Source organism: Halomonas sp. M20 (assembly GCF_020622265.1).
Lineage (GTDB): Bacteria > Pseudomonadota > Gammaproteobacteria > Pseudomonadales > Halomonadaceae > Modicisalibacter.
In genome coordinates, this window is sequence record NZ_JACNMQ010000001.1 from 831,356 (window position 1) to 854,992 (window position 23,637).

Consider the following 23,637-nt stretch of genomic DNA (forward strand, 5'->3'; position numbering starts at 1 on the left):
CACCACGACAAGGACGTTCGCCATGATCAAGGTTCATCATCTAGAGAATTCTCGTTCTCAGCGAGTCTTGTGGCTACTCGAAGAGTTGGGACTCGACTACGAGACCGTTGAGTATGCGCGCGATCCTGAAACCATGTTGGCGCCGGCGAAACTCAAGCAGGTGCATCCTCTGGGCAAGTCGCCTGTGATCACCGACGGTGAGATCACCCTCGCGGAATCCGGTGCGATCATCGACTACCTGATCGAGCGCTACGATACAAAACGTAGCCTGATACCAGCACCGGATAGCGCGGATCATCGCCATTACCGCTTTTGGCTACATTACGCCGAGGGTTCCGCCATGCCGCTGCTGGTAATGAAGCTGGTATTTTCGCGGCTTGGCAAATCGCCGGTGCCGGCGCCAATGCGTCCTCTCGGCAATATGTTTGCCAGCGGTGTGAAGGACAAGTTTCTGAATCCGCAGATTCGACAACATATGGATTTCTGGGAAGGCGTGCTGGGTAAGTCGGCCTGGTTTGCCGGTGAGCAATTCACCGCTGCCGATATTCAGATGAGTTTTCCCTTGTTGGCCCTGGACGCTCGCGGCGGGCTCGAAGGCTCGCCCAATCTCAAAGCGTGCCTGACGCGCATGCGCGAGCGGCCGGCCTATCAGCGTGCCATCGAACAGGGTGGCGAATTCAATCTATCCGAGTAAATGTTTATGACACGTAGCTCATTTAACCGTGAGGCATTCATCATTTTGCGCCGTGGCCAGCGACTGGCATTGGCGCTGGGATTGTTGATGGCAAGCGTGCCGGCGTTGAGTCAAGCATTGCCTTCGGATGAGCGGGCGCCGCCACGCGTTCGCTCGACGTTCAAGGCGGTCAACCCGGGAACGCCCTTGTCCGATGGTGAAGGGCAGCGTCAGATACGTGTCGAGCCGATGCAGCCGCTACCTCGGGCACGTCGGGAGCAATCCTCTGAAACGACGAATTCGCAAATAATGAATTCAGAAGCGGCGAGCCAAGCCTGTCGCAATCTGCAAAACGAGATTGCCCGCAAGATACGCGCCAATCAGGTAAGCGACTTCACGTTGGAAGCCGTGCCTGCCGCACGAGCCCAGGAGGTAGTCGAGTCTGACAGCGGCCAATACAGCAAGGTCGAGATCGTTGGCAGCTGTGGTGATGGGGCTTACAAGGTGATTTATCGCCGCGGTTGAGCCGTTATCGAAGCCATATGAAGGATGATTCGAGCATGGGCATTCAATCGGCATTTATCTTGTAGACGATACGGCCTAGCCACTCATGCAGTGCCTGGGTGCTCTGGCGCAGATGATAGGCCCGTGGAATCCAGGCGATCATGCCATTCGGTGGACGACTGGCGAATTCCGTGGGGGCAGGGACAACCTCGAGCCCGGCCCGCTCGAACTCGGGGATCGCGCGAGGCAGGTGCCAGGCTTGGGAGACCAGCAGTATTCTTGCAATGCCCTCCCGTTCAAGGATGGCAGCGCTGAACTCCGCGTTCTCTGCGGTAGTCCGGCTGCGTTCCTCGACCCATCGTGTTTCGAGACCAAAGGCTTGCTTCAGCGCTCGCGCCATCAGCGTGGCCTCGGCAAGGGCTTCGTCGTTGATGCGTCCGCCACTTACCAGAATCGGTAGGCCCGTTTCACGGTTAAGCCAGGCACCATAGCCTAGCCGGCGCCAGGTGGCGTTGTTGGGCGCATCGCCCCAGCCGAATTCCGGCGTTGCGTAATCTCGCCCACCGCCGAGGATCACGATGGCCTGAGCCTCTTGTAGCGCTATCCGGGTAGGCGGCTCATGGGGTTCCAGCCCTTTGCGCAGCCAGTAACTGACCCAGGGCAGCGAAAAGATCAACAATGACACCAAGCCAAGAACAAGAAGGGAAGTGCCGAATGCGCGATGACTTCGCCATAGCAGCAGCCCCGCCAGCATCAACAGCGCATTGACCAAAGGTGGCAACAGTAGATACTTGAGTGCGTGAAGCAGCATGGGGCCGGATCCATTTTACAAAGCGATTGTGCAAAGATGCTGTCTTGAGAGGGTTTCTTTGTCTACGCTAAGTCTATTAGAATTAAAACAAATATGAGAACAACAGCATACATAAGGAGCTTAATGCATGAGTGCCGTCGTGGTTCTATTCATTGGCTTGGGCGCCATGGCGCTAGCTTATTTCGTGTATTCGAAATTCATTGCCGAAAAAATCTACCGGCTGGACCCTGATTTCAAGACGCCTGCCCATGAATTCGAGGACGGCATCGATTTCGTTCCTACCAACCGCTACGTACTATGGGGGCACCATTTTACCTCCGTGGCAGGCGCAGCACCCATCGTCGGCCCAGCCATCGCCGTAATCTGGGGCTGGCTGCCGGCCTTTTTATGGGTGGTGCTCGGCACCATCTTCTTCGCCGGGGTTCACGATAGCGGGGCGATCTGGGCCAGCGTGCGCAATCGAGCCAAGTCCGTAGGCGCCTTGACCGGCGACGTAGTCGGCAAGCGTGCCCGTAGCTTGTTCATGATCGTTATCTTCTTGGTGCTGTTGATGGTCAACGCCGTCTTCGGCGTGGTCATCGCCGGGCTGTTGATGAAATTTCCCAGTGCCGTGGTACCGGTCTGGGGCGCTATCGTTGTAGCGCTTATCATCGGACAGCTGATTTATCGGCGTATCATCGGTCTGGCGATGGTTTCGATTATTGGCGTCTTGGCCTTATATGGCCTGATCCTAATCGGACCATCAGTGCCCATTCAGATGCCCGAGCAGGTCGGGGCTCTTTCCGGCAACGCCGTGTGGATTCTATTGCTGTTCGCCTATGCGGCCATCGCTTCTCTGCTGCCGGTGTGGATGCTGCTGCAGCCCCGAGACTACATCAATGGCCTGCAGCTCTTCGTGGGTTTGATCATCCTTTATGGCGCTCTAGTGCTACTCAATCCGACTCTGGTAGCACCCATGGTCAACGCCAACGTGCCTGAGGGAACGCCGTCGATCATTCCCTTGCTGTTCGTTACCATCGCCTGCGGCGCGATTTCCGGGTTTCATGGGCTGGTAGCAGGCGGTACTACCTCGAAGCAGCTCAACAAGGAGACCGACGCGCGCTTTGTAGGCTACTTCGGTTCCATTGGCGAGGGCATGCTGGCACTCGGCGCCATCCTGGCCGCCACTGCCGGGTTTGCCAGTCTGGCGGACTGGAATGCCATGTATGATGCCTTCGGCAAGGGCGGCGTCAATGCCTTTGTTGAAGGCGGCGCCTATATCATCAGTAATGGTTTGGGATTACCCGAGACAACGGCAGCAACTCTTCTCACGGTCATGGCAGCACTGTTTGCCGGCACCACCATGGATACCGGCCTGCGCCTGCAGCGTTATATTTTTCAGGAGTGGGGCGAAATTTATAACCAGCAGTGGATGAAGAAGCCCGCCATAGCAACGCTCCTGGCAGTGGGTTCCTGTCTGGTTCTGGCTTTTGGTGCCGGCGCCGATGGTTCCGGTGGCTTGATCATCTGGCCGCTGTTCGGTACCACCAATCAGTTGCTGGCGGGTCTGACCCTGCTGGTGATTACCGTCATGCTGGTACGGTTGAAGCGCCCCATGTGGTTCACCCTGGTGCCGCTGCTGTTCCTGCTGGTGATGACCGTGCTGGCGCTACTGACTCAGCTGCGCAGTTTCTACGAGGTAGGAAACTACTTCCTGCTAGGGTTGGATATCATCGTGCTGATTGCTTCGGTGCTGGTAGCCATGGAGTGTGCTTCATCGCTGAAGCGAGTGCGTCGCGAGCTGGCAACCAAGTCAGAGGGCTGATCGGGAGGTAACATGCGCAAGGATTCCGACAGCGAGGGTTCTGTTCAACGAGGCGAAAGAATCAAGGCCTGGCTCAGCCAGGCTCGTTTCTACGCCGAGGAGTTCTACTCGGCGCGCTATCGCGGCGCCATTGCCCGCGCCCAGCGGGACGAGGACGACTTGTTCATGCTGATGGTGTTTTCCGAGCTGATGGGGGTGCCCAATCCGGTGTCCTATTACACTCTGGAGTTGCAACCGCTGATGCTGGAGCGCTTCCATGACTGGCATAAACGTATGGGGATGGAGCATTCGCCCCTCGACGATTTTCGCTGCTGCTGAAAACTACTGCGCTCGACATCTTGACCGCCGGCGGTGCTCGTGATCCTCATTTACACTTGTAAACTCCGGGTACTGCGCTCCGGCGGCGATCAACCTGTCTTCGCTCGTGACGTTTTCAGTTCACTAGGCCACGTAAATGGTCACTTCCATGAAAGAACTTCTAGAAAAGCGCTTGCTTTGGGTGGGCGGCAAGGGAGGGGTCGGCAAGACTACCGTGGCGGCTTCCCTAGCGGTGCTGGCGGCGCGGCGCGGGCGCAAGACGCTGGTGGTGTCTACCGATCCGGCCCATAGCCTGGGGGATGCCTTCGACCGCAAACTGGACGATGCACCGCGCCGCCTGCTGCCCAATCTGGACGCCTTGGAGATCGATCCGGATGCGGAGGTCGAGGCGCATCTCAAGGGGGTCATCAGCCAGCTGAGGCGCTTCACCGTGCCGCGCATGATGGATGAGATGGAGCGTCAGATGCGTCTCTCGCGTCAGTCGCCGGGTACCCAGGAGGCGGCCTTGCTCGAACGCCTGGCGCGCCTGATGCTGGACGATGAGTCCTACGATCTGATCGTCTTCGATACCGCGCCCACCGGACATACGCTGCGTTTGCTCAGTCTGCCCGAGGCGATGGCAGCCTGGACTGATGGCCTCTTGGCCCATAGCCGTAAGTCCGAAGAGCTGGGCAAGGTACTCAAACATCTCACCCCCAAGAGCGGCCAGGACATCAGCTCGCCGTTCGCCGAGCCCGAAGAAGAGGGGATGAGCGACCTGGACGATCGGGCCCGTTCCATTGCCGAAACCCTCAAGCATCGACGCCGCCTGTTTCATCAAGCCCGCCGGCGCATCAAGAACCCGGAAGAGAGCCAGTTCCTGTTCGTGATGACTCCGGAGCGCCTACCGATTCTCGAAACCGCGCGTTCTGTGAAGTCGCTGAAGGATGCAGGAGTTCCTGTGGCCGGCGCCCTGGTCAATCGCGTCATTCCGGAGGATGCGGATGGCGAGTTCCTGCGTAAACGTCGCGAACAGGAAAGCCTCTACCTTGCCCGCATCGACGAGGAACTTGCCGCTCTACCGCGACCCCGGTTGCCGCTTCTGGCCTCGGATGTGCAAGGCATCGACGCCCTCGAAGAAATGGCGAGTCGTCTCGAGACAGCGGGCTTTTAAGTAACCTCCGTCTTGTCCGGATATTCACACAAATCCTCGATCACGCAGCTTCCGCAACGCGGCTTGCGTGCCACGCAGGTGTAGCGCCCGTGCAGGATCAGCCAGTGGTGAGCATCCTGACGGAACTCCTTGGGCACATGGCGCATGAGCTTCTGCTCGACTTCGACCACGTTCTTGCCCGGGGCGATGCGGGTGCGATTGCAGACCCGGAAGATGTGGGTATCCACGGCGATGGTGGGTTGACCGAAGGCGGTATTGAGAATCACGTTGGCAGTCTTGCGGCCCACGCCGGGTAGCGCTTCCAACTCGGCCCTGGTCTGGGGCACCTCGCCGGCGTGACGCTCGACCAGCATGCGACAGGTCTTCATCAGATTCTCGGCCTTGGTGTTATAGAGGCCGATCGTCTTGATGTACTCCTTCAACCCCTCGATGCCGAGTTCCAGAATCGCCTCCGGGGTATTGGCCACCGGGAACAATCGGGCGCAGGCCTTGTTGACGCCCACGTCTGTCGCTTGGGCCGATAGCAGCACTGCGGTGAGCAGCTCGAAAGGGCTGGTCCATCGCAGCTCGGTTGTTGGCTCCGGCGTGTGTTCGCGAAGGCGGGCGAAAATCTCTTGGCGTTTATGTGCGTTCATGAGTGAATCTGAGCCTTAGGAATTGCTGAATAAATTGCCGAGCGAAATGAAGAGCAAGGCGCACGGAGCACAGAAGGCGAGACATAACATGGGGTTAGGCGAGTCTCGACCGGGCTGGCGCACCAGCACCGCGCACAAATTCGTCAGGAACGAATTTGAACAGCCTTCAGGCTGGCCCGAAGGGTGGCCGCCATGGAAGGCGGCTATAGCGCAGCAATTCGTTCGTGTAGGCATTTATGCAGTGATTCCTTATCGTATCGTGCCGGTGACCCGGACCCGCCGGCTCTCCTTGGGCTGATCCGCCTGCTGAGCCAGACGGCGGCGTTCCATACGGTCATCAATGACGTTCTTGGCGGCGATCAGCAAGCCGGTGGCGAAAAAGGCGCCGGGGGGCAGTACCAGGAACAGAAAACTGTAATCGGAAAACACCGTAATCTGCCAGTTCGTCGCCATCGGACCCAGCAGCAACTCCATGCCGGCGAACAGCGTGCCCTGGCCGAACAGTTCCCGCACCGCGCCGAGCACCACCAGCACGGCAGCGAAGCCGAGCCCCATCATCAAGCCGTCCGTGGCGGCGGGTAGCACAGGGTTCTTGGCGGCAAAGCCATCGGCGCGGCCAAGAATCGCACAGTTGGTGACGATCAGCGGGATAAAGATGCCAAGGATTTGATAGAGCTTGAAGGCATAGGCCTGCATCAGCAGCTCGGCACAGGTGACGAAGGCGGCGATGATCATCACGAAGGCCGGCAGGCGCACGTTGCTCGATACGTGGTTGCGAATCAGCGAGACCGAGACATTGCTGCCGACCATGACCAGTAGAGTCGCCAGGCCCAATCCCAGCGCATTGACCATGGTACTGGTGACCGCAAGCAAGGGGCACAGCCCCAGCAGTTGCACCAGTGCCGGATTATTGGACCACAGACCGTTTCTGGTCAGCTCATTGAATTGGCTCATCGCCGATCGCCTCCTCTGGCGCTTCCAACAGTCGCTCACGATAGGCAGCGAAGTATTCCAGGCTGCGCTGTACCGCATTGACCACGGCCCGCGGGGTGATCGTGGCGCCGGTGAAAGCATCGAAGGTACCGCCCTCCTTTTTTACCGCCCATTGCCCGACAGGTGGATCGCCTAGCGAGAGCCCAGCGAACTGCTTTATCCAGCCGCTCTTGCGGGCCTCGATCTTGTCGCCCAGCCCCGGGGTTTCCCGATGCGAGAGCACCCGCACCCCGGTCAGTTTGCCATTGGCGGAGATACCTATCAGCAGCGCGATATCGCCACTGTACCCCTGATGAGTGGTCACCGGCAGGATAACGGCGCTGATGTTGCCATTCTGGCGCGCCTGCCAGGCGATGAAGGTATCTGTTTGGCCGAGCATGTCGGCGGCGGGCAAGATGACGGTATCGTCCAGCAGAGCATTGTCGTGCAGAGCCGCAGGCACCACCTCTTCTAGCGCCTGGTACTGGCTGGCCAGGCGATTGTCCGCGATACGCTCGAAGGTAATCGAGTGGGTCAGTCCCACCACGCCGGCAGTAACGATGGCGAACAGACCAAGCCCCACCGCGCCACGAACGATGCTATGTGCCAGCGGACTCATGTGGCGTCCTCATCATCATCGATCTGGAGCACTTTGATGCCGCGATTGGGGCGCGCATGACCATAGGTGCGTGGCTGGGTGTAGTAGTCGATGAAGGGCACGGCGAAGTTCATCAATAGCACGGCGAAAGCCACCGCATCCGGATAGGCGCCCCATTGGCGAATCAGCATGATCAGAATCCCGATGCCGGCGCCGTAATAGAGCTTGCCCTTGCGGCTGGTGGCGGCGCTGACCGGATCGGTGGCGATGAAAAAGGCGCCGAAGATCGCCGCACCTCCCAGTAGATGAAACAGCGGAGTGCCGTGGTGGCTCGGGTCGCTGGCATACATGAGAGTGGCAAGCACCAGCACGGCACCCAGCAGGCTGAGCGGAATGTGCCAGCTGATGATGCGTTTGAACAGCAGCAATGCGCCACCGGCCAGCCAGGCCAGGGCGGTGGTTTGCCAGGCGTTCAGGGTGCCCGTTGGCAAGGGATCAGTAGCCCAGAATTCGCTGGCGAGCACTGTCGCGCCCTTGTGCTTGAAGGCATCCAGCGGCGTGGCGCCGGTCATGGCGTCCGTTGGCTCGGCTATTCCCAGAAAGTGGCCTAGCGCATCACTTAGCCCGAAGGCGTTCGCGCCAAAGAGGCCGTGCGGGGCGGCCCATTGGGTCATCTCGACCGGAAAGGAAATCAGCAGCAACGCATAGCCGACCATCGCCGGATTGAACGGGTTCTGGCCCAGGCCGCCGAAGAGCTGTTTGGCGACCACAATGGCGGCGATCATGCCCACCAGAATCAGCCACCAGGGAGCGAAGGGCGGCAGTGATACCCCCAACAGCACGCCGGACACCAGGGCGCTGTTGTCCCGCAGCGTCACGCCCAGCGGACGAGCGCGCAGGCGCAGAATCAGCGCCTCGAGACCAACCCCCAGGCCGGCGGCAAAGAGTACGTTGAGTAGCACGCCCCAGCCGAAGAACCAGATCAGAGACGCGATGCCGGGCAGGGTGGCGAGCAGCACCCAAGCCATGACGCTGCCGGTGGAGGTCGCGGCACGGGTATGTGGCGAGCTGGTATGCATCAGGCTCATGAGGGGTTCGTTTCCTGATCCTGTTCTTGATTCTTAGCCTGTAGCATCGTCAAGCGCGCCTCGGTAGCCCGCAGGTTTTCCCGGGCGGTGGCCAACTGGGTTTCCATATCCTCTAGCTCTGTTTTATCGGACTGGCGGGCTTCACTGATTCGGGCCAGGTTCTTCTCGGCCTTCTTGACCGCGGCCTTGGCAGCGGCCTGGGCGATCTTCAGTTTCCTGAGCTGGGCCGCATGGTCGGCGCTCGTCGATGCGGTTTCGGGCTGAGCTGTCGTCGTGTCGCTGCTAGTCGATGGTGTTGGAGGAGCAGGCGTGCGTTTCATCCGCGCCTCGCGCTTGGCCAGTTTCTCGGCCTCTTCCCGGGCAATCCGCGCCTGACGAAACTCGAAGCGGTGCCGGGCGTGTTCGGCCTTGTGTGCCTCCTGCTCCCGGGCACGAATCTCGCTCTTGCTGGCGCGATAGTATTGCACCAAGGGAATATGGCTGGGGCAGACGTAAGCGCAGGCGCCGCATTCGATACAGTCGAAGAGATTGAAAAGCTCCGCCTTGTCGTGCTCGCGCCCCTTGGCGAACCAGTAAAGCTGCTGGGGCAATAGCGAGGCGGGGCAGGCGATTTCGCAAGCGCCGCAGCGAATGCAGGGCTGTTCCGGCGGAGCCGGTGGCAGTTCCTCGGCGGTAGCGGCGATCAGGCAATTACTCGTCTTGATCAGCGGCAGGGCGCCGCTGCCTAAGGTGAGTCCCATCATCGGACCTCCCATGACCAGCCGCGAAAGATGTTCGGGCTGCAGCTCGGAGAAAGCCAATAATTCGTGTATGGATGTGCCGATCCGAGCCTCGACATTGCCAGGATTCGCCAGCGCTTCGCCGGTTAGGGTAACGATGCGATAGATCTGAGGTTCGCCGTCGCGTACCGCCCGCAGTGCCGCCAGCAGGGTGCCGGGATTGTGGCAGAGCACGCCGACATCCGCCGGTAGGCCGCCGGAGGGTACTTCACGCCCGGTGAGTAGTTGCACCAGCTGCTTCTCGCCGCCGCTGGGATAACGGGTCGGCACGATCTTAAGCTCAACAGCTATGTCGGCAGCGGCGGGCTTACGCAGTACCTGACTTAGAGCGTCAATCGCTTCGGGTTTGTTGTCCTCGATGCCAATCAGCACGCGCTCGGCACCGCAAAGCCGGGCAAACAACTGTGCCCCCTCGAGGACATCCGCAGCGTAGCTGCGCAATGTCAGGTCATCGGCGGTGATATAAGGCTCGCATTCGGCGGCGTTGACGATCAGGGTATCGATGACGTGGCGTTGGCGCACTTGCGCTTTTACCGCAGTGGGAAATCCGGCGCCGCCCAAGCCAACGATGCCGGATTCTCGTAGCCGGTCGATCAGCGTTTCGTCGTCGCTGGTGCGCCAGTCAAGCGGCGGCATTAAAAGCCAATCGTTCTGGTCATCGGGCTCTGCGTCGATGATGATACAGAGTGCGCGAACCTCGCCCAGAGCCGCGGATGGATGCGGCACCGGATGTTCTTCGATGGCACTGACGGTGCCGGTAATGCTGGCGTGCAGGTTTGCTGAGATCATGCCCTGGGCGCGGGCAATCACTTCGCCGGTACGCACCCGCTGACCAGGAACGACGATGGGCTCTGCCGGTAAGCCCAGATGCTGTGTCAGTGGCAGTACGACTCGTTTGGGTAGCGGAGCCTGTCTGAGTGGAGCACGATTGGAGAGCGTCTTGCGCTGAGGTGGATGGATGCCACCGGGAAAGTCGAAATCAGCCATGTACCGTCGCCTCTCCAGTCAAACGGCCGGGCTGGCGATCGCTGGCAATCAAGGCGGCGCTTACCTGATATTCCGGACGCGGCAGCATGTCGATGCAGTCCACCGGGCAGGGCTCGACGCATAGATCGCAGCCGGTACATTCGTCGATGATGACGGTGTGCATGTGCTTGGCGGCACCCAGAATGGCATCCACCGGGCAGGCCTGGATGCACTTGGTACAGCCGATGCACTCATCCTCGCGAATGTAGGCGATCTTTGGCACATCTTCGGCCTCCCCATCCAATGGCTTGGCTTCCCGGCCCAGCAGGTCGGCCAGAGCGGCAATGGTCGTCTCGCCGCCAGGCGGGCACTTGTTGATTTCGTCGCCCTGGCTGATTGCCTCGGCGTAGGGTTTACAGCCGGGATAGCCGCATTGGCCACACTGAGTCTGCGGCAGCAGGGCATCGATCTGTTCGACTACCGGATCGCCTTCGACCTTGAAGTACTGACCAGCAAAGCCCAACAAGGCACCGAACACCGCCGCCATACCCAGTAGGGCGGCGATAGCGGCCACGATATCGTTGTCGGTGAGCAGTTCGAGCACGTTTACGACCCTATTTCATTACACTTGTACCAGCCCGCTAAACCCCATAAACGCCAGCGACATCAGGCTTGCGGTGATCATGGCGATCGCCGCACCGCGAAAAGGACGCGGCACATCCGCTACGGCCAAACGCTCTCGCATTGCCGCGAACAGTATCAATACCAGGGAAAAACCCACCGCCGCCCCGAAGCCATAGAGTGTCGCCTCCATGAAGCTCGACTGACGATTCAGCGACAGCAGCGCCACCCCCAGCACCGCGCAGTTGGTGGTAATCAGCGGCAGAAAGATGCCGAGCACCTGATGCAGCAGCGGACTGGTCTTTTTGACCATCATCTCGGTGAACTGCACCACCGCGGCGATCACCATGATGAAGGCGATGATGCGCAGGTATTCGAGGCCCAGGGGCACCAGCAGATAGTAAAACGTCAGGTAGCTGACGATCGATGACAGGGTCAGCACGAAGGTGGTGGCCATCGCCATGCCCATGGCGGATTCCAGCTTATTGGACACACCCATGAAGGGGCACAGCCCCAAAAACTGCACCAGCACGAAATTGTTGACCAGAACGGTGCTTACCAGGATCAGGAAATATTCGGTCATCGCCAGCCAATCGCAACGAAATGGCGCCTGATGCCTCTCGTTTATCGAGACGCAAGCGGAAGCGGAAAGTGCCGGGCATTATACGCTTCCAATCATGGTCGGCATACCAGCTGGCGGGGTTGGGCTTGTATTACAGCTTCGGGGGTTCTCCCTGCCAGGTTGCTCTGATGCCGAGAGACGCCAATTCTCCGGTCAGGTCGTGCACCGCCTGCCCCTGCACGAATCCCAGCATGACCTTGGTGCGATGCAGGTTACCGCGTACCTCGATGGCAAAGGGATTCTGGTCGAGCACGATGAAATCCGCCGACTTTCCTGCCTCCAGTGAGCCGGTTTCGTGCTCCAGGTCCATGGCGTAGGCGCCGTTCCAGGTCACCACGCGCAGCGCTTCTTCCAATGTGATCGGCGTGCCGAAGCGCTCTTCCTCCTGATTCCACGGGTTCTGGCGCGTGACCAGGGTTTCCAGTGCGATCCACGGGTCCAGCGAGGCGACGGGGAAATCCGTGCCGATGGTGGCGATGCCGCCGGCGTCGATCACACCGCGCAGGTCATAGGCTCGGGCCAGGCGCTCGGGGCCGTAGCCGGCGCGCGCGCCGCTGGTGAAGCGGGACGGATACCAGGCGGCGGGGGAGAACTCGGCAATCGTGTCGAGCTCGCGGAAGCGCCGCAGATTGCCGCCGTGCAGAATGGTGCTATGCGCACACTGGTGACGCACGCCATTGGGACCGTTCTTTTGTCGCGCATAAGCGATTGCGTCGAGGAACAAATCGGAGGCCGCATCGCCGGTGCAGTGGGCGATCACCCGGATGCCGCGTCGATCCATGTCCGCCACCATGCGCTTGAGATGTTCCGGGGTGAGGTTGATCTTGCCGCGCCAGTCGTCGCCGTTCTGCCAGGGCGATAGCAGGAAAGAGGAGCGGGGCTCCACGGTGCCGTCGAAGTGGAATTTCACCGCGTCGGCGTTGAGCCGTGCGCTGGCGTAGTAGTGGCGTTCACCGGCCAGGAGTTCCCAGCGGCGCTTGACCGGGAAGATGTCATCCTGCCAGCTGATCGCGGCCTCTACCCGCAGGCTGAGTTCGCCCTCGTCATCGAGTTGTTTCAGGGCGTTCAGGCGGTGCTCGCAGACGTGCACGTACTTGGTGGCGGTGACGCCCCGGGCCGTCTGGAGTCGGATGCCGTCGCGATAGGCGTGCTTGAGTACCGCTACCGGCGTGGGCGGCATGGCGGCATGGATCAGGGCGTAGGCGCCGTCGATCAGCAAACCGGTGGGTTCACCGCTGAACGGATCACGCTCCAGGTAGCCATTGCGCGGGTCCGGGGTGTCACGGTCGATGCCGGCCAGTTCCAGAGCCTTGCTGTTGACCATCATGGTGCCCCACATGCGATCGAGGATCGCAACCGGGCGATCGGGCATCACCGCGTCCAGCCACTCTCTTCCCGGGGTGAGTCCGGCCTGCAGGAAGGTATAACGGACGAAATATGCACCGTGAATCCAGGGCTTGTCAGGGTGCTTGTCGGCATAGTCGAGAATGGCGTCGCGCACCTGATCCGGCGAGGGGTCTTCGAGGCCTATGTCGAGATTGTCGTCGTAGCGGGTCGCAAGGCCCAGGTCGGGATGGGTGTGCATGTCGTGAAGGCCGGGCATGACGAAGCGGCCTTGCACATCGATGACCCGGGTGTCACTGCCGATCAGATGCTGGATCTCGTCCTGAGAGCCGATGGTGCGGATTCGTCCGCCGCCGATGGCCATGGCGTCTGCCCAGGGGCGTCCCGGGTCGACGGTATAGATTCGCGCATTGATCAGCGCCAGCTCGGCGTGGGCGCTTGAGCGCCCGGAATGTGTGGAGTGCCAAGGGTCGAATGCCATGGTGAATGCCTCCCATCAAGAGTCGTTCAACAATACCCCACTATTTACGGCGGTTGAGTGGCATTTTTTCGCCATAACGGAAAACGAAATTCAACATTGAAACTCATGACTGGCGAAATAGATTGAGCTTCACCTTTAGCCAGTCGCTGAAGGCACGCACCTTGGGGTCGTCCGCGTTACGGTGCGGGGTGACCAGGTAATACGCCTTGTCCCCCGGGATCTGCATGTCGAAGGGGCACACTAGCTGGCCGCGCTTCAACGTATCGCCACATACCACATCATCACCGATGGCGATGCCTTGCCCAGTGATGGCGGCACTGATCACCAGCAGGATATTGGTGAAGTAAACGCCGGATTCGGTTTGCAGCTGGGCCTTGGTGCCGCTACCGGATAGCCATAGACGCCAGTCATGATCGTTATTCAGATGCAGCAGCGTCGTGCGCTCCAGATCCTGGGGATGCTTGATTTGAAGCTCATTCAACAAGCCTGGGCTGCAAACCGGGGTATACATGGGATGGGTCAGCAGTTCCACGCTGTGTTCGGCCCAGGCCCCATCGCCGTGGACCACGAACAGGTCGAGATTGGCGAGGTTGGGCGGCTCATTTTCCCGATTGGTGCCGATATGCAGCCGGATGCCGGGATAGTTGCGATAGAAGTCGTTGATACTGCGGCTGACGACGCTCGCGGCGAAGCCGGGCGGCATGCTGACGCGCAGGTGCCCGTTGTATTCATGGTCCGGCAGGTTGGCATGGACGTGATCGAGCATGGCCAACACACGGCGGATCTCATGGGCGTACTGCTGGCCCGTCGGCGTCAGTATCACGCCGCGCCCACGACGCTCATACAGCTTGAGGCCAAGCTGTTCCTCGAGCAGACGCATCTGATGGCTGATCGCGCTGCGGGTGAGGCTCAAGGCGTCCGCCGCTTCCGTCAAGCTGCCGAGCCGGGCCAGGGCATCGAATGCGCGCAGAGCCTGCAGGGAGGGCATGTAACAATTGGATTGTTGAATCATTTCGACCAATAAGATGATTATCTTTCGCTTGGAGCAAACGATTTTTGACGTATAGTCGTTTAAAAGCAACTACAACCGCAGCAGCTACAACAAGAGCGTGATCGCATGTCTCATCATGACCCTATCCTGCAGTTCGTTGACCAGCACATGTCGGAGTTGTCCGAGTGGAATCAGACCATCTGGCAGTGGGGCGAAACGGCGTGGCGTGAATACCGATCGGCCCGCTTTTATGTCGATCTGCTCCGGGCGCGGGGATTCGAGGTCGAAGAAGGGTCCGCGGGCATGCCCACCGCCTTCTGTGCCGTTTGGGATAACGGACCCGGCCCGACCCTGGGCGGCTACGCGGAATACGATGCGATCCCCGGCAACTGTCAGGCGGCGGACGTGGTGCAGAGGCCCCGGGATGGCTTGAGCCCTTGGGCCGGCGGCCACACCGATCCGCATTCAGCGCTGGGCATCGGGGCATTGGGGGGCTTTCTTGCGGCGCAGGACGTCATGAAGGCGCATAACATTCCCGGGCGCCTGAAGTTCTTCGGCGAGCCCGCCGAGAAGGTGCGCGGTTCCAAACCGCTGCACGCCGCCGCCGGGTATTACGACGATCTCGATGCGGCGATCAGCTTTCATCCTTTCTATATGCTCCCGCTGTGCAATACGACCCGCTGGGATACCCATTGCGGCGCCGCCTACGGCGTGATCTATACCTTTACCTGCGAACAGCCGCATACCTGGATGACGAGCGAAACGAGCTCGCCGATTCCGGCTTCCCACGCCAGCGCGCGAGCCCCCGGCGCCAACGATGCAGTGGTGCAGATGTACCAGTCGGGCAAGGGGCTGCGGGAGCATGTGCTGGCCAGCGGCGTGAACTGGTCCATGAATGAGGTGATTCTCAATGCCGGCCAGGCCACGGCGGACAACCAGTCTGCCCAGATGGCCCAGATCATGTACTTCATCCGCGTGCCCACGGTGGAAATGGCCGAGCACGTGGTGCGCGGCCTGGATCATTTCGCCGAGAACGCCGCAGCGCTGACCCACTGCAAGGTCAAGCGCGACTGGGTGGCGAAATCACGCCCCGGCCTGCCCAATCACGTCATGGCGGAACTCACCTATCGCAATCTGGCGCAGGTGGGCGCGCCGCAATTCGGCTTTGAGGCCATCGAACTGGCGCAGCAGATTCAGAAGAATCTTGGCCTGGCGCCGATGGACAAGCCCTATCTGCCTGCCATCGAGTCCCTTATCGAGCCCCAGGAAGCCGAGCGTCTTTTAAGAGAGATCCTGCCCCCCAATCAAAAGCATTTCACCTCGGATGATTACACCGAATACAGCTGGCATGCCCCCACGGTGCGGCTGTACATAGGGCGACCCGCGCTTGACCTGCCGGCGGGCGTGAAGGAAGGTTATCCGGCCTGGGTCATGAATGCCCTCGGCGGCCTGGCGCCCTGTATTGATCCGATGATCGAGGTGGCCTCGAAGACCGTGGGGCTGACCTTGATGGACCTGCTGACGCAGCCCGAGACACTGAAAAAGGCTCAGGATGAGTTCCGGGAAAGAACCGGCGGCGGCATCGGGGGAGATGACTGGATGGCGCCGCTTTGCGATTACCCGCCGCCTCTCGATTTTCGCTGGCCGGAATACGTCACCACGGTTCGCGGTAAAGACGACTGGGTGATTCCGGCCCGCGATGGCGATATTAGCATTTGATTTGAAAGACCGATTTGAAAGATTAAGTTCAAAGGGAGCCAGGCGATATGAATTGCGCGGAATGGTTGGTGGAGCTGCTCGAACATACCTATGGCGTGGACACCATCTACGGCATTCCCGGTGTGCATACGGTCCAGATGTACCGGGGCGTCGCCAGTAGCGGGATTCGACACGTCACGCCCCGGCATGAGCAGGGCGCCGGGTTCATGGCGGATGGCTATGCCCGGGCGAGCGGCAAGCCCGGGGTGTGTTTCATCATCACCGGGCCGGGCATGACCAACATCACCACCGCCATGGCCCAGGCCTATGCCGACTCCATTCCCATGCTGGTGATTTCCAGCGTCAACCCGCGAGACCAGCTGGCGCTAGGGGAAGGCCGGTTGCACGAGCTACCGAATCAGCAACAACTGGTAGCCGGTCTCTGCGCCTTCAGTCATACCTTGATGGATGCGAAGAATCTACCCAAGGTACTCGATCGCGCCTTCAGCGTGTTTCAGGGCGGTCGGCCCCGGCCGGTGCATATCGAGATTCCCCTCGATGTCATCGTGCAGGAGGTGCCTAAGGAGCTGCTCAGCCATCGGTGGCGATCACCCACGCCGATTGCTGCACCGGCCACGGCGGTGGACGAGGCGCTTGACTGGCTACAAGGGGCCAAACGCCCTTGGCTGCTGGTGGGCGGCGGGGCGCTTGCTGCCGGCGAACAGATACGCGCATTGGCGGAGTGCCTGGGGCTGCCGGTGTTCACCACGGTCAACGCCAAGGGCCTGATGCCTACCGATCACCCTTTGAACATGGGCTCCACCCAGTCCTATGAGTGTGTTCTGCGTGAAGCCCCTGAGGCTGATGTCGTTCTGGCCATCGGCACCGAGCTGGGCGAGACGGATTACGACGTCTCCTTCCAGGATCGTTTTCGCATAGCAGGGCGGTTGATACGCGTGGATGTGGAAAGTGCGCAGCTGTATCTCAATCAGGAGCCGGACCTGGCCATTCACGCGGACGCCGCCACGTTTATCGGTCAACTACTCGAACGTGCCCATCAGACCCAGACTCGGCGCGCTGCGGATGAGGCGGGCATTGCCAAGCTCAAGCAGGAAATCGACGCCGAAACCCCCGCTGAATGGAAGGCGGTGGGCCGGCTCATGGAGAGCGTCTACGAGGTACTGCCGGATGCCGTGATGGTCGGAGATTCCACCGAGCCGGTCTACGTCGGCAACATGACCGTACAACCCAATGCGCCGCGGCGCTGGTTCAATTCATCGACCGGCTACGGCACGCTGGGTTATGCCCTGCCGGCGGCGATTGGGGCGCGTCTGGCGCAGCCCGGCCTACCCGTGCTGGCTATTGTTGGTGACGGCGGCTTTCTTTTCACCCTGACCGAACTCGCCGCGGCGGTCGAAGCCAAGGTGGGGCTCATCGTCTTGCTGTGGAACAACAACGGCTATGGCGAGATTCGCAAGTACATGGACGATAACGACGTTCAGCGGGTCGGAGTGGATTTATGGGTGCCGGATTTCGAGCCCATCAGCCAGGGGTTCGGCTGTCGTCACGACCATGTGGCAGGCCCCGACAGGCTGAAAGAGCTTCTTCAAGAGGGCGCGCCCGCCGATCGACCCTGGATTATCGAGATCGACCAGGCCGCCTGGATGGATGCCTGTGCAGAGAAGTAGATTGTGGAAAGGCCGCAGGTGAAGGCCGTAATTGAATAAGGTTTGTTATGTATCGGGCACGCTAAATTCGTGCCTGCAACCGAGGAAGAGTCATGAATAACGACAAGAGCTTCAAGAATGCCTGGGTGAAAAGTTTCGCCGTAGTGACACTGGCGGTAGGCGCCCTGGCACAGGTCGATGCACCTGTAATGGCCCAGGACGAAACCATTACCCTGCGCATGCAGCGCTACACCGGCACCGAAGAAGACAAGATTTTCCAGCGCTACGTGGACAAACTCTCCGAGGCGAGCGATGGCCGCATCAAGGTCAATATATTTCGCGGCGGCGAACTCGTGCCGAATGATCAGATGTTTGGCGCGCTACGTTCCGGCACGCTGCAGATGATCTATGGCTACGGCGGTTACTGGGGCGGCCAGATGGATACCGCCATCACCGAGTCCGGATTGCCCCTGGCCTGGACCGATCTGGAGGAAGCAAAGGAACTCTGGAACGAACGGGGCTTGGGTGAATTGCTCGCCAACAACTACGAGAAGATGGGCGTTCACTATACCGTGCCGGTCTTTGGCGGAAAGTTCGACCTGCTTTCCAAGGAGCCGGTCGAATCATTGGAAGAGATGAGTGAGCGAAAGATTCGCGCTACTCCTTCCGTGGCGGCTGTGCTGGAGAAGTTCGGTGTATCTACGGTTTATATTCCGCCTCAGGAGTTCTATATCGCCCTTAGCACCAACGCCATCGATGGCCTGATCTACGGTGGGCCTTATGACTATAGCGTGCTCAAGCTGAATGAAATCGCGACGGATTACACCAACCTCAACATGCTCTACCCCGGCTTCGTGGACAATGTGCTGATCAACAAGCGTGTTTGGGACAAGATTCCCGAAGACCTTCAGAACGTGATCACCGACGTGACCGCGGAGTGGGCCGACTATCGTCATCAGAAATTCGTGGAATGGAACGAAGCGGCAGAAGAGGAGTTCACGATCCATAGCCTGCCGGATAGCGACCAGAAGCGCATGACCGAAGCCGCCCAGTCGGTCTGGGATGCCGAAGCAGAGAAATCCGACACTGCCGCCGAGGCTATCGAGATGATTCGTCAGATGGCCAAGGACAAGGGCCGCCTGGAATAATCCAGGCCGTTTTGCGTGGAGTTGCCTATGCGTTGGCTGAAAGCCTGGATACGCTGGCAGGACCGCCTGAGTGAAATACTCGGGCGGATCATTGCCTGGATGTGTTTTGCCATTGTCTGCATTCTGATGTTCGAGGTCATCTCGCGTCAGTTTCTGAACGCACCCACCACCTGGGCGCATGAGTCCTCCACGTTGATGTACGGCATGTACGCCATCCTTGCCGGGTTCTACACCGAGAAATGGCAAGGCCATGTGCGCACCGACATCATCTATCAGCACTTTCCCCAACGGCTCAAGGCGCTGGTGAGCATGCTCCTCGGCATCGCGGTGGTCACCTTGTTATTGGTGGTCTTGAGAGGGGCGGTCGATTTTGCCTGGATGTCCTTCGAGATCCGGGAACAATCCTTCCGCAGTACCTGGGCGCCGATCATCTGGCCGGTAAAGCTGATGATTCCGGTTGCGATCATACTGATTATTCTACAAATGCTGGCCAATATCGGGCGTCATCTGTGCACCGTGCTAGGTGCACCGATGGATGAGCCGGAACACGACCCGGAGATCCCCCATGCTTGAGATCGATCCGGTTCTGCTTACCGCCTTGATGTTTGGTTCCATGCTGGTGCTGATGGCCGTAGGCATGCCCCTGGCCTGGACGCTGCTCGGGGTAGGCGTGGTGTTCGGCTATGTGATCTGGGGGCCGGATAGCCTGGGCATACTCATGCCGTCGCTGTTCGGGTTGATGAATGAGTTTATTCTCGTCGCCCTGCCACTGTTCATTCTGATGGGCATGATCCTTGAGCGATCCGGTATCGCCGACAGCCTGTTCGAGATGGTCTACAAGCTGATGGGCAGCGTGCGCGGCGGCCTGGGCATGGGCACCGTGCTGATCTGCGCCCTGATCGCCGCGATGGTCGGCATTACCGGTGCAGCGACGGTCAGCCTCGGCCTGATCGCATTGCCGGCAATGCTGAAACGCGGCTACGACAAGCGCCTTTCAGCAGGCGTCATCATGGCCGGTGGTGCGCTGGGCTTCTTGATCCCGCCGTCGCTGGTCATGATCATGTACGCCTTCTTGACCCGGGAATCCATCGGCAAGCTATTCGCCGCTGGCGTCATGCCGGGGCTGATGTTGGCCGTGATCTACATGATCTATATCGCCATTCGCTGCAAGATCGACCCGCGGCTGGGGCCGCCCCTGGAGGAATCCGAACGGGTCGATACCTGGGGCAAGATCAAGGCATTGCGTGCCATCATCCTGCCGGGCGGTTTGATCGTGGTGGTGCTGGGCTCCATGGCGCTGGGTTACACATCGCCCACCGAGGCCTCTGCCGTTGGTGCTGCCGGAGCCATGCTCTGTGCGCTGGCGAATGGCCGGCTCAACTTCAAGATGCTCTCCAGCGCGCTATATTCCACGGCACGCATCATTGGCATGCTGATGTGGATCATGATCGGCGCGGTGGTGTTCTCCAAGATCTACATCGCCCTGGGCGCTGGACAACAGATCGTCAATCACATCATCGAAGGCGACCTGAGCCCCTATGTGGTGCTTACCGTCATCTTGCTGAGCTACTTGATACTTGGCATGTTCCTTGATGACTCTGCGATTCTATTCATTACCGTGCCGCTGTACGTTCCGATCATCAAAGCACTGGGGTTCGACCCAATCTGGTTCGCAACGATTTTCGTGCTGGCCATGCAGACGGCTTATCTAACGCCGCCTTTCGGCTACAACCTGTTCTACATGCGATCGGTGGCGCCACCGGAAGTGACGACCGGGGATCTTTACCGTGCAGTATTGCCGTTCATTGCGCTGCAGGTGGTAGGTATCATTCTGGTGGTGGTGTTTCCGCAAATCGCCCTGTGGCTACCGAATCTGATTTTCGGTTAAGGCAGGGCAGGCATGGCGGGTTGATTAACGGGCCAGCGCTTGCAGGTCGCGATCGAGGGCCGGCCAGTCGCAATCTGCCGTCTGGCCGATGAACACTAGCCGGGTGCCCGGGGTATCGCGATGGGGAAACGGGCGGGTCTCAAGCTGGCCGGCGGCGCGCTGCAATTCCAGTTGTCGGCCATCTTCCAGTTGAACCACACCCTTGATGCGCAGGATGGCGCCCGGCAATCGTTGCAGCAAGGTAGATAGCTCGGCGCCATTCATTGCGCCTTGATGCTCGAAGCTATGGCTGGAAAGCCCCAACTCGGCGATACCGGTGTGATCGTGAATGGTGTCGTTGGCCGAGGGTTCGAGGCTAACCGGCGCGTCACTGCGCCAGAAGACCAGCTCCGGCGGCAGGCGGGCCTGCTCGGTTTCAATCACGCGGGCATTGGGCAATAGCCAATTTTCCTTCAACTCCGCGTGAATACCGGGCAGGGCCTGATCGGCCTTGTTCAACACCAACCAGTCGGCGCTGGCGATCTGGGACTGCAGCAGCGCACGCAGTTCGCCTTGGGTCGACTCCAGGGATCTGGACAGGTCGATCAGCGTCATTACTGCATCCAGATGGCAGCGCCGCCGTAGTGAGGGGTAGCCCAGCACGCTGACGACTCGGGCCGGGTCCGAGACACCGCTGCATTCGATCAATACATGATCGAGTTGCTCGCCACGGCTTAGAAGCAGTCCCTCGATGCTACTAGCCAGCTCACCCTGCAGGTTGCAGCACACGCAGCCGTTGCTCAGAGAAATCAGACCTTCCTCTTCTTCGCTGATCAGCTCTCGATCGATATTGAGCGCCCCGAAATCGTTCACCATGATCGCCAGGCGACGTCCATCGGCATGCGTCAGCAGGTGATTGATCAAGGTGGTCTTGCCGGTACCCAGAAAACCTGCAATTACGGTCACACCGATCGAGATAAACGAAGAGTTCAAGAAGACCCCTGGAGTGGCTGATTGGGTTGATACGAACGAGGCTTACGACGTTTTACCGGCTTTTTACGTGGGGATGCAACGTCGAATTGACGGTCGTAAACAGTGGATAAACGCGAATCAGCGTTGGGGGCAAATTCAGAAATGGAGTGCATATGATGCTCCGCTTTAGCAGTTGAACAAAGTAGGGCTGCAAGCTGTGTCAAATCCCCTATTGAGTTTCAATCACAACAGAGCGCTCAGTGCTTGTCAACGCTCTAATGGAATGCCTGGACCTTCGTGCCTTGCTGTTCATCTGCCTGGCGTTGCTTTGGTTCAGCTCAGTGCATGGGCGCCACCTAGACTGATACGGTTGCGCCCCGACTGCTTGGCGGCATAAAGCGCTCTGTCAACGGCTCTGGTCAATTCTTCGATGCCGTGGGGGCGTGCCGGGGCGTGCAGGGCGATACCGACACTGATCGTGACCACCGAACTCACGGAGGAGGCTGCATGAGGCAGCGCAAGGTGTTCGATGGCTCGGCGTAGGGTCTCTGCCTGCTGAACGCTGGCTTCGAGAGATATGTCGGGGAGGATGACCATGAACTCCTCGCCGCCGGTACGGGCGACCAGTTGCTGGGGCCGATTGAAATGCTTGCGCATGGCGTCGGCGATGGCCCTCAGGCATTCATCGCCGGCCGGATGGCCGTAATGGTCGTTGTAAGCCTTGAAGTAGTCGATATCGACCATGAGCAGGGCCAGGGGCTGATCGTTGAGGTTCGCAATGCTCATGGATTCTTCCAGCCGTTTGTCGAACAGGCGTCGGTTGGCTAGGCCGGTCAGCGGGTCGCGTTGGGAAAGCTCGATCAATGATGATGTCTGAGAGCGTTGGTGTTCGAGAAGCTGCTGAAACCTGCGTGCCAGCACTCCGATCTCGTCGCGTCGCTGGAGCAAGGGTTGGGGTGGGTCAATGTCATCGTCCTGCTGAACCTCTTGTGCAAAGGTCGCGAGCCGACGCAAGGGCGACAGGATCATTCGCTCCAACAGCAGTAGCACCACCACGACGACCAGCAACCCCACGATCCAGTAGAGTATCAAGCGAAAGTCATCGATACCCGTTCTGAAGTTATGACGCGGCAGTTCGGCATTGAGCTCCAAAGATGCGCCCTCAGGCTCGGCGGTCATCCGGCGGATGGCCGTCATGCTTTGTGAGCCCTGGCGCTCGATCCTTTGTCGGGGCTGCGAGGCCGCACTGCCGTTGGGCTCGATGGAAAGCACCAGACCGGCCCTATTCTCGAGTTTCGCGAACCACTCCTCGTTCATGGGGCGCATCATCAACAGCCAACCTGCGATTGGGCCATCGCCATTACTCTTGACGATCGACCAGACGCTGACCATCGCCTGCTGTGGTCGGGCCTGAAGCCAGGTGCGAGTTTCGTCATCCAGATCGTCGGCAATGCGCTGTTGAAGTGACTCCAGGACCGGCATAGCCCAGGCACAGTCAGAAGTGAGGCCGACACAGGCGGTGTAGCGCTCGTTTTGGGGATGGATGCCGCCGATCCAGTGCGGCGTGCCATCGGCCCTGAGAAAGATCATGAGGCTCAAGTCTGCATCTTCGAAGACCAGGCCATCGGCGATGTTGGATTCCAGGTAATCTCTCGAGCCATTTTGTATGAAAGCGTAGCTGTCATCCCAGATAGCCCAATCCTTGTTCAGCAAGCTCAAGTGGTTCATTTCGCCGTTGATAGCTCGCACTGCCCGGTCGAGCTCCGCCGTGGCGTACTTCTCCTCCTCGGCAAGCAGCGCTGGAATCACCAACTGTCGAGCAATGAGTGCAAGTAGCATTACCGCTATCAAGAGGACGACGCCCATGACGAAAAAGAAACGATAGCGCAGGGAGTTGAAAACGGGTCTCATGATGGGGTGGCCGT

At 59.7% G+C, this 23,637-nt stretch carries 22 protein-coding genes; 10 read left to right on the forward strand and 12 right to left on the reverse strand.

The window, feature by feature from the left end; all coding sequences use genetic code 11:
• The first annotated feature begins 22 nt into the window (after positions 1-22).
• Both H7850_RS03880 and H7850_RS03885 read left to right on the forward strand, forming a co-directional pair.
• Positions 23-694, forward strand: coding sequence for a glutathione S-transferase family protein (locus H7850_RS03880; RefSeq protein WP_227368063.1), 672 nt, complete (start codon positions 23-25; stop codon positions 692-694).
• Between the two features lie 6 nt (positions 695-700).
• On the forward strand, positions 701-1,198 hold the full coding sequence (locus H7850_RS03885) for a DUF1161 domain-containing protein (protein WP_227368064.1): 498 nt from the start codon (positions 701-703) through the stop codon (positions 1,196-1,198).
• A gap of 43 nt (positions 1,199-1,241) precedes the next feature.
• Here H7850_RS03885 and H7850_RS03890 read toward each other — a convergent pair whose 3' ends face one another.
• Positions 1,242-1,988 (reverse strand): YdcF family protein, encoded by a 747-nt coding sequence (locus H7850_RS03890; protein ID WP_227368065.1) that lies wholly within the window; start codon positions 1,986-1,988, stop codon positions 1,242-1,244.
• Positions 1,989-2,115: 127 nt separating this feature from the next.
• Here H7850_RS03890 and H7850_RS03895 point away from each other — a divergent pair, with 127 nt between their 5' ends.
• The 3 genes from H7850_RS03895 (at position 2,116) to H7850_RS03905 (ending at position 5,263) form a co-directional block, all read left to right on the forward strand.
• Positions 2,116-3,792 (forward strand): carbon starvation protein A, encoded by a 1,677-nt coding sequence (locus tag H7850_RS03895; protein ID WP_227368066.1) that lies wholly within the window; start codon positions 2,116-2,118, stop codon positions 3,790-3,792.
• Between the two features lie 12 nt (positions 3,793-3,804).
• Positions 3,805-4,110, forward strand: coding sequence for a cory-CC-star protein (locus H7850_RS03900; RefSeq protein WP_227368067.1), 306 nt, complete (start codon positions 3,805-3,807; stop codon positions 4,108-4,110).
• A gap of 148 nt (positions 4,111-4,258) precedes the next feature.
• Positions 4,259-5,263 carry an ArsA family ATPase gene (locus H7850_RS03905; RefSeq protein ID WP_227368068.1) on the forward strand — a complete coding sequence of 335 codons (1,005 nt, stop codon included), beginning with the start codon at positions 4,259-4,261 and terminating at the stop codon, positions 5,261-5,263.
• Here H7850_RS03905 and nth read toward each other — a convergent pair.
• The 9 genes from nth to H7850_RS03950 form a co-directional block, all read right to left on the reverse strand.
• Positions 5,260-5,898 carry an endonuclease III gene (gene nth / locus H7850_RS03910; RefSeq protein WP_227368069.1) on the reverse strand — a complete coding sequence of 213 codons (639 nt, stop codon included), beginning with the start codon at positions 5,896-5,898 and terminating at the stop codon, positions 5,260-5,262. The two genes, H7850_RS03905 and nth, sit on opposite strands and share 4 nt — an antisense overlap.
• A 249-nt stretch (positions 5,899-6,147) precedes the next feature.
• On the reverse strand, positions 6,148-6,852 hold the full coding sequence (locus H7850_RS03915; RefSeq protein WP_227368070.1) for an electron transport complex subunit E: 705 nt from the start codon (positions 6,850-6,852) through the stop codon (positions 6,148-6,150).
• Complete coding sequence (gene rsxG, locus H7850_RS03920) at positions 6,836-7,489, reverse strand: electron transport complex subunit RsxG (protein WP_227368071.1); 654 nt, start codon at positions 7,487-7,489, stop codon at positions 6,836-6,838. Before rsxG ends, H7850_RS03915 begins: the two co-directional genes overlap by 17 nt.
• Positions 7,486-8,556: an electron transport complex subunit RsxD gene (rsxD, locus tag H7850_RS03925; protein ID WP_227368072.1), complete on the reverse strand. Its 1,071-nt coding sequence runs from the start codon at positions 8,554-8,556 to the stop codon at positions 7,486-7,488. Before rsxD ends, rsxG begins: the two co-directional genes overlap by 4 nt.
• On the reverse strand, positions 8,553-10,322 hold the full coding sequence (gene rsxC, locus H7850_RS03930) for an electron transport complex subunit RsxC (protein ID WP_227368073.1): 1,770 nt from the start codon (positions 10,320-10,322) through the stop codon (positions 8,553-8,555). Before rsxC ends, rsxD begins: the two co-directional genes overlap by 4 nt.
• Positions 10,315-10,905, reverse strand: coding sequence for an electron transport complex subunit RsxB (gene rsxB / locus H7850_RS03935; protein WP_227368074.1), 591 nt, complete (start codon positions 10,903-10,905; stop codon positions 10,315-10,317). Before rsxB ends, rsxC begins: the two co-directional genes overlap by 8 nt.
• An 18-nt stretch (positions 10,906-10,923) precedes the next feature.
• Complete coding sequence (gene rsxA, locus H7850_RS03940; RefSeq protein ID WP_227368075.1) at positions 10,924-11,505, reverse strand: electron transport complex subunit RsxA; 582 nt, start codon at positions 11,503-11,505, stop codon at positions 10,924-10,926.
• A 130-nt stretch (positions 11,506-11,635) separates the two neighbouring features.
• A complete protein-coding gene (locus H7850_RS03945) occupies positions 11,636-13,369 on the reverse strand; it encodes an amidohydrolase (RefSeq protein WP_227368076.1) in 1,734 nt (577 codons plus the stop codon).
• A gap of 103 nt (positions 13,370-13,472) precedes the next feature.
• On the reverse strand, positions 13,473-14,357 hold the full coding sequence (locus H7850_RS03950; protein WP_227368077.1) for a LysR substrate-binding domain-containing protein: 885 nt from the start codon (positions 14,355-14,357) through the stop codon (positions 13,473-13,475).
• Positions 14,358-14,486: 129 nt separating this feature from the next.
• Between H7850_RS03950 and H7850_RS03955 the strand changes: the two genes are divergently transcribed.
• From H7850_RS03955 to H7850_RS03975, 5 genes are all read left to right on the forward strand, one after another.
• Entirely contained in the window at positions 14,487-16,079 is a 1,593-nt protein-coding gene (locus H7850_RS03955; protein ID WP_227368078.1) for an amidohydrolase, read from the forward strand.
• Positions 16,080-16,126: 47 nt separating this feature from the next.
• Positions 16,127-17,746: a 5-guanidino-2-oxopentanoate decarboxylase gene (locus tag H7850_RS03960; protein WP_227368079.1), complete on the forward strand. Its 1,620-nt coding sequence runs from the start codon at positions 16,127-16,129 to the stop codon at positions 17,744-17,746.
• Positions 17,747-17,838: 92 nt separating this feature from the next.
• Positions 17,839-18,873, forward strand: a complete 1,035-nt coding sequence (gene dctP / locus H7850_RS03965) for a TRAP transporter substrate-binding protein DctP (RefSeq protein WP_227368080.1) — start codon at positions 17,839-17,841, stop codon at positions 18,871-18,873.
• 27 nt (positions 18,874-18,900) lie between these two features.
• Complete coding sequence (locus tag H7850_RS03970; protein ID WP_227368081.1) at positions 18,901-19,446, forward strand: TRAP transporter small permease subunit; 546 nt, start codon at positions 18,901-18,903, stop codon at positions 19,444-19,446.
• A complete protein-coding gene (locus H7850_RS03975; protein ID WP_227368082.1) occupies positions 19,439-20,761 on the forward strand; it encodes a TRAP transporter large permease in 1,323 nt (440 codons plus the stop codon). Before H7850_RS03970 ends, H7850_RS03975 begins: the two co-directional genes overlap by 8 nt.
• Before the next feature lie 24 nt (positions 20,762-20,785).
• Here H7850_RS03975 and H7850_RS03980 read toward each other — a convergent pair whose 3' ends face one another.
• Positions 20,786-21,733 (reverse strand): CobW family GTP-binding protein, encoded by a 948-nt coding sequence (locus tag H7850_RS03980; protein ID WP_227368083.1) that lies wholly within the window; start codon positions 21,731-21,733, stop codon positions 20,786-20,788.
• Between the two features lie 312 nt (positions 21,734-22,045).
• Positions 22,046-23,623, reverse strand: coding sequence for a diguanylate cyclase domain-containing protein (locus H7850_RS03985; protein ID WP_227368084.1), 1,578 nt, complete (start codon positions 23,621-23,623; stop codon positions 22,046-22,048).
• Between the last annotated feature and the right edge of the window lie 14 nt (positions 23,624-23,637).

Coding starts and splice junctions, on each gene's coding strand:
- H7850_RS03880 (WP_227368063.1), top strand. CDS start 23: ATGATCAAGGTTCATCATCTAGAGAATTCTCGTTCTCAGCGAGTCTTG.
- H7850_RS03885 (WP_227368064.1), top strand. CDS start 701: ATGACACGTAGCTCATTTAACCGTGAGGCATTCATCATTTTGCGCCGT.
- H7850_RS03890 (WP_227368065.1), bottom strand. CDS start 1,988: ATGCTGCTTCACGCACTCAAGTATCTACTGTTGCCACCTTTGGTCAAT.
- H7850_RS03895 (WP_227368066.1), top strand. CDS start 2,116: ATGAGTGCCGTCGTGGTTCTATTCATTGGCTTGGGCGCCATGGCGCTA.
- H7850_RS03900 (WP_227368067.1), top strand. CDS start 3,805: ATGCGCAAGGATTCCGACAGCGAGGGTTCTGTTCAACGAGGCGAAAGA.
- H7850_RS03905 (WP_227368068.1), top strand. CDS start 4,259: ATGAAAGAACTTCTAGAAAAGCGCTTGCTTTGGGTGGGCGGCAAGGGA.
- nth (WP_227368069.1), bottom strand. CDS start 5,898: ATGAACGCACATAAACGCCAAGAGATTTTCGCCCGCCTTCGCGAACAC.
- H7850_RS03915 (WP_227368070.1), bottom strand. CDS start 6,852: ATGAGCCAATTCAATGAGCTGACCAGAAACGGTCTGTGGTCCAATAAT.
- rsxG (WP_227368071.1), bottom strand. CDS start 7,489: ATGAGTCCGCTGGCACATAGCATCGTTCGTGGCGCGGTGGGGCTTGGT.
- rsxD (WP_227368072.1), bottom strand. CDS start 8,556: ATGAGCCTGATGCATACCAGCTCGCCACATACCCGTGCCGCGACCTCC.
- rsxC (WP_227368073.1), bottom strand. CDS start 10,322: ATGGCTGATTTCGACTTTCCCGGTGGCATCCATCCACCTCAGCGCAAG.
- rsxA (WP_227368075.1), bottom strand. CDS start 11,505: ATGACCGAATATTTCCTGATCCTGGTAAGCACCGTTCTGGTCAACAAT.
- H7850_RS03945 (WP_227368076.1), bottom strand. CDS start 13,369: ATGGCATTCGACCCTTGGCACTCCACACATTCCGGGCGCTCAAGCGCC.
- H7850_RS03950 (WP_227368077.1), bottom strand. CDS start 14,357: ATGCCCTCCCTGCAGGCTCTGCGCGCATTCGATGCCCTGGCCCGGCTC.
- H7850_RS03955 (WP_227368078.1), top strand. CDS start 14,487: ATGTCTCATCATGACCCTATCCTGCAGTTCGTTGACCAGCACATGTCG.
- H7850_RS03960 (WP_227368079.1), top strand. CDS start 16,127: ATGAATTGCGCGGAATGGTTGGTGGAGCTGCTCGAACATACCTATGGC.
- dctP (WP_227368080.1), top strand. CDS start 17,839: ATGAATAACGACAAGAGCTTCAAGAATGCCTGGGTGAAAAGTTTCGCC.
- H7850_RS03970 (WP_227368081.1), top strand. CDS start 18,901: ATGCGTTGGCTGAAAGCCTGGATACGCTGGCAGGACCGCCTGAGTGAA.
- H7850_RS03975 (WP_227368082.1), top strand. CDS start 19,439: ATGCTTGAGATCGATCCGGTTCTGCTTACCGCCTTGATGTTTGGTTCC.
- H7850_RS03985 (WP_227368084.1), bottom strand. CDS start 23,623: ATGAGACCCGTTTTCAACTCCCTGCGCTATCGTTTCTTTTTCGTCATG.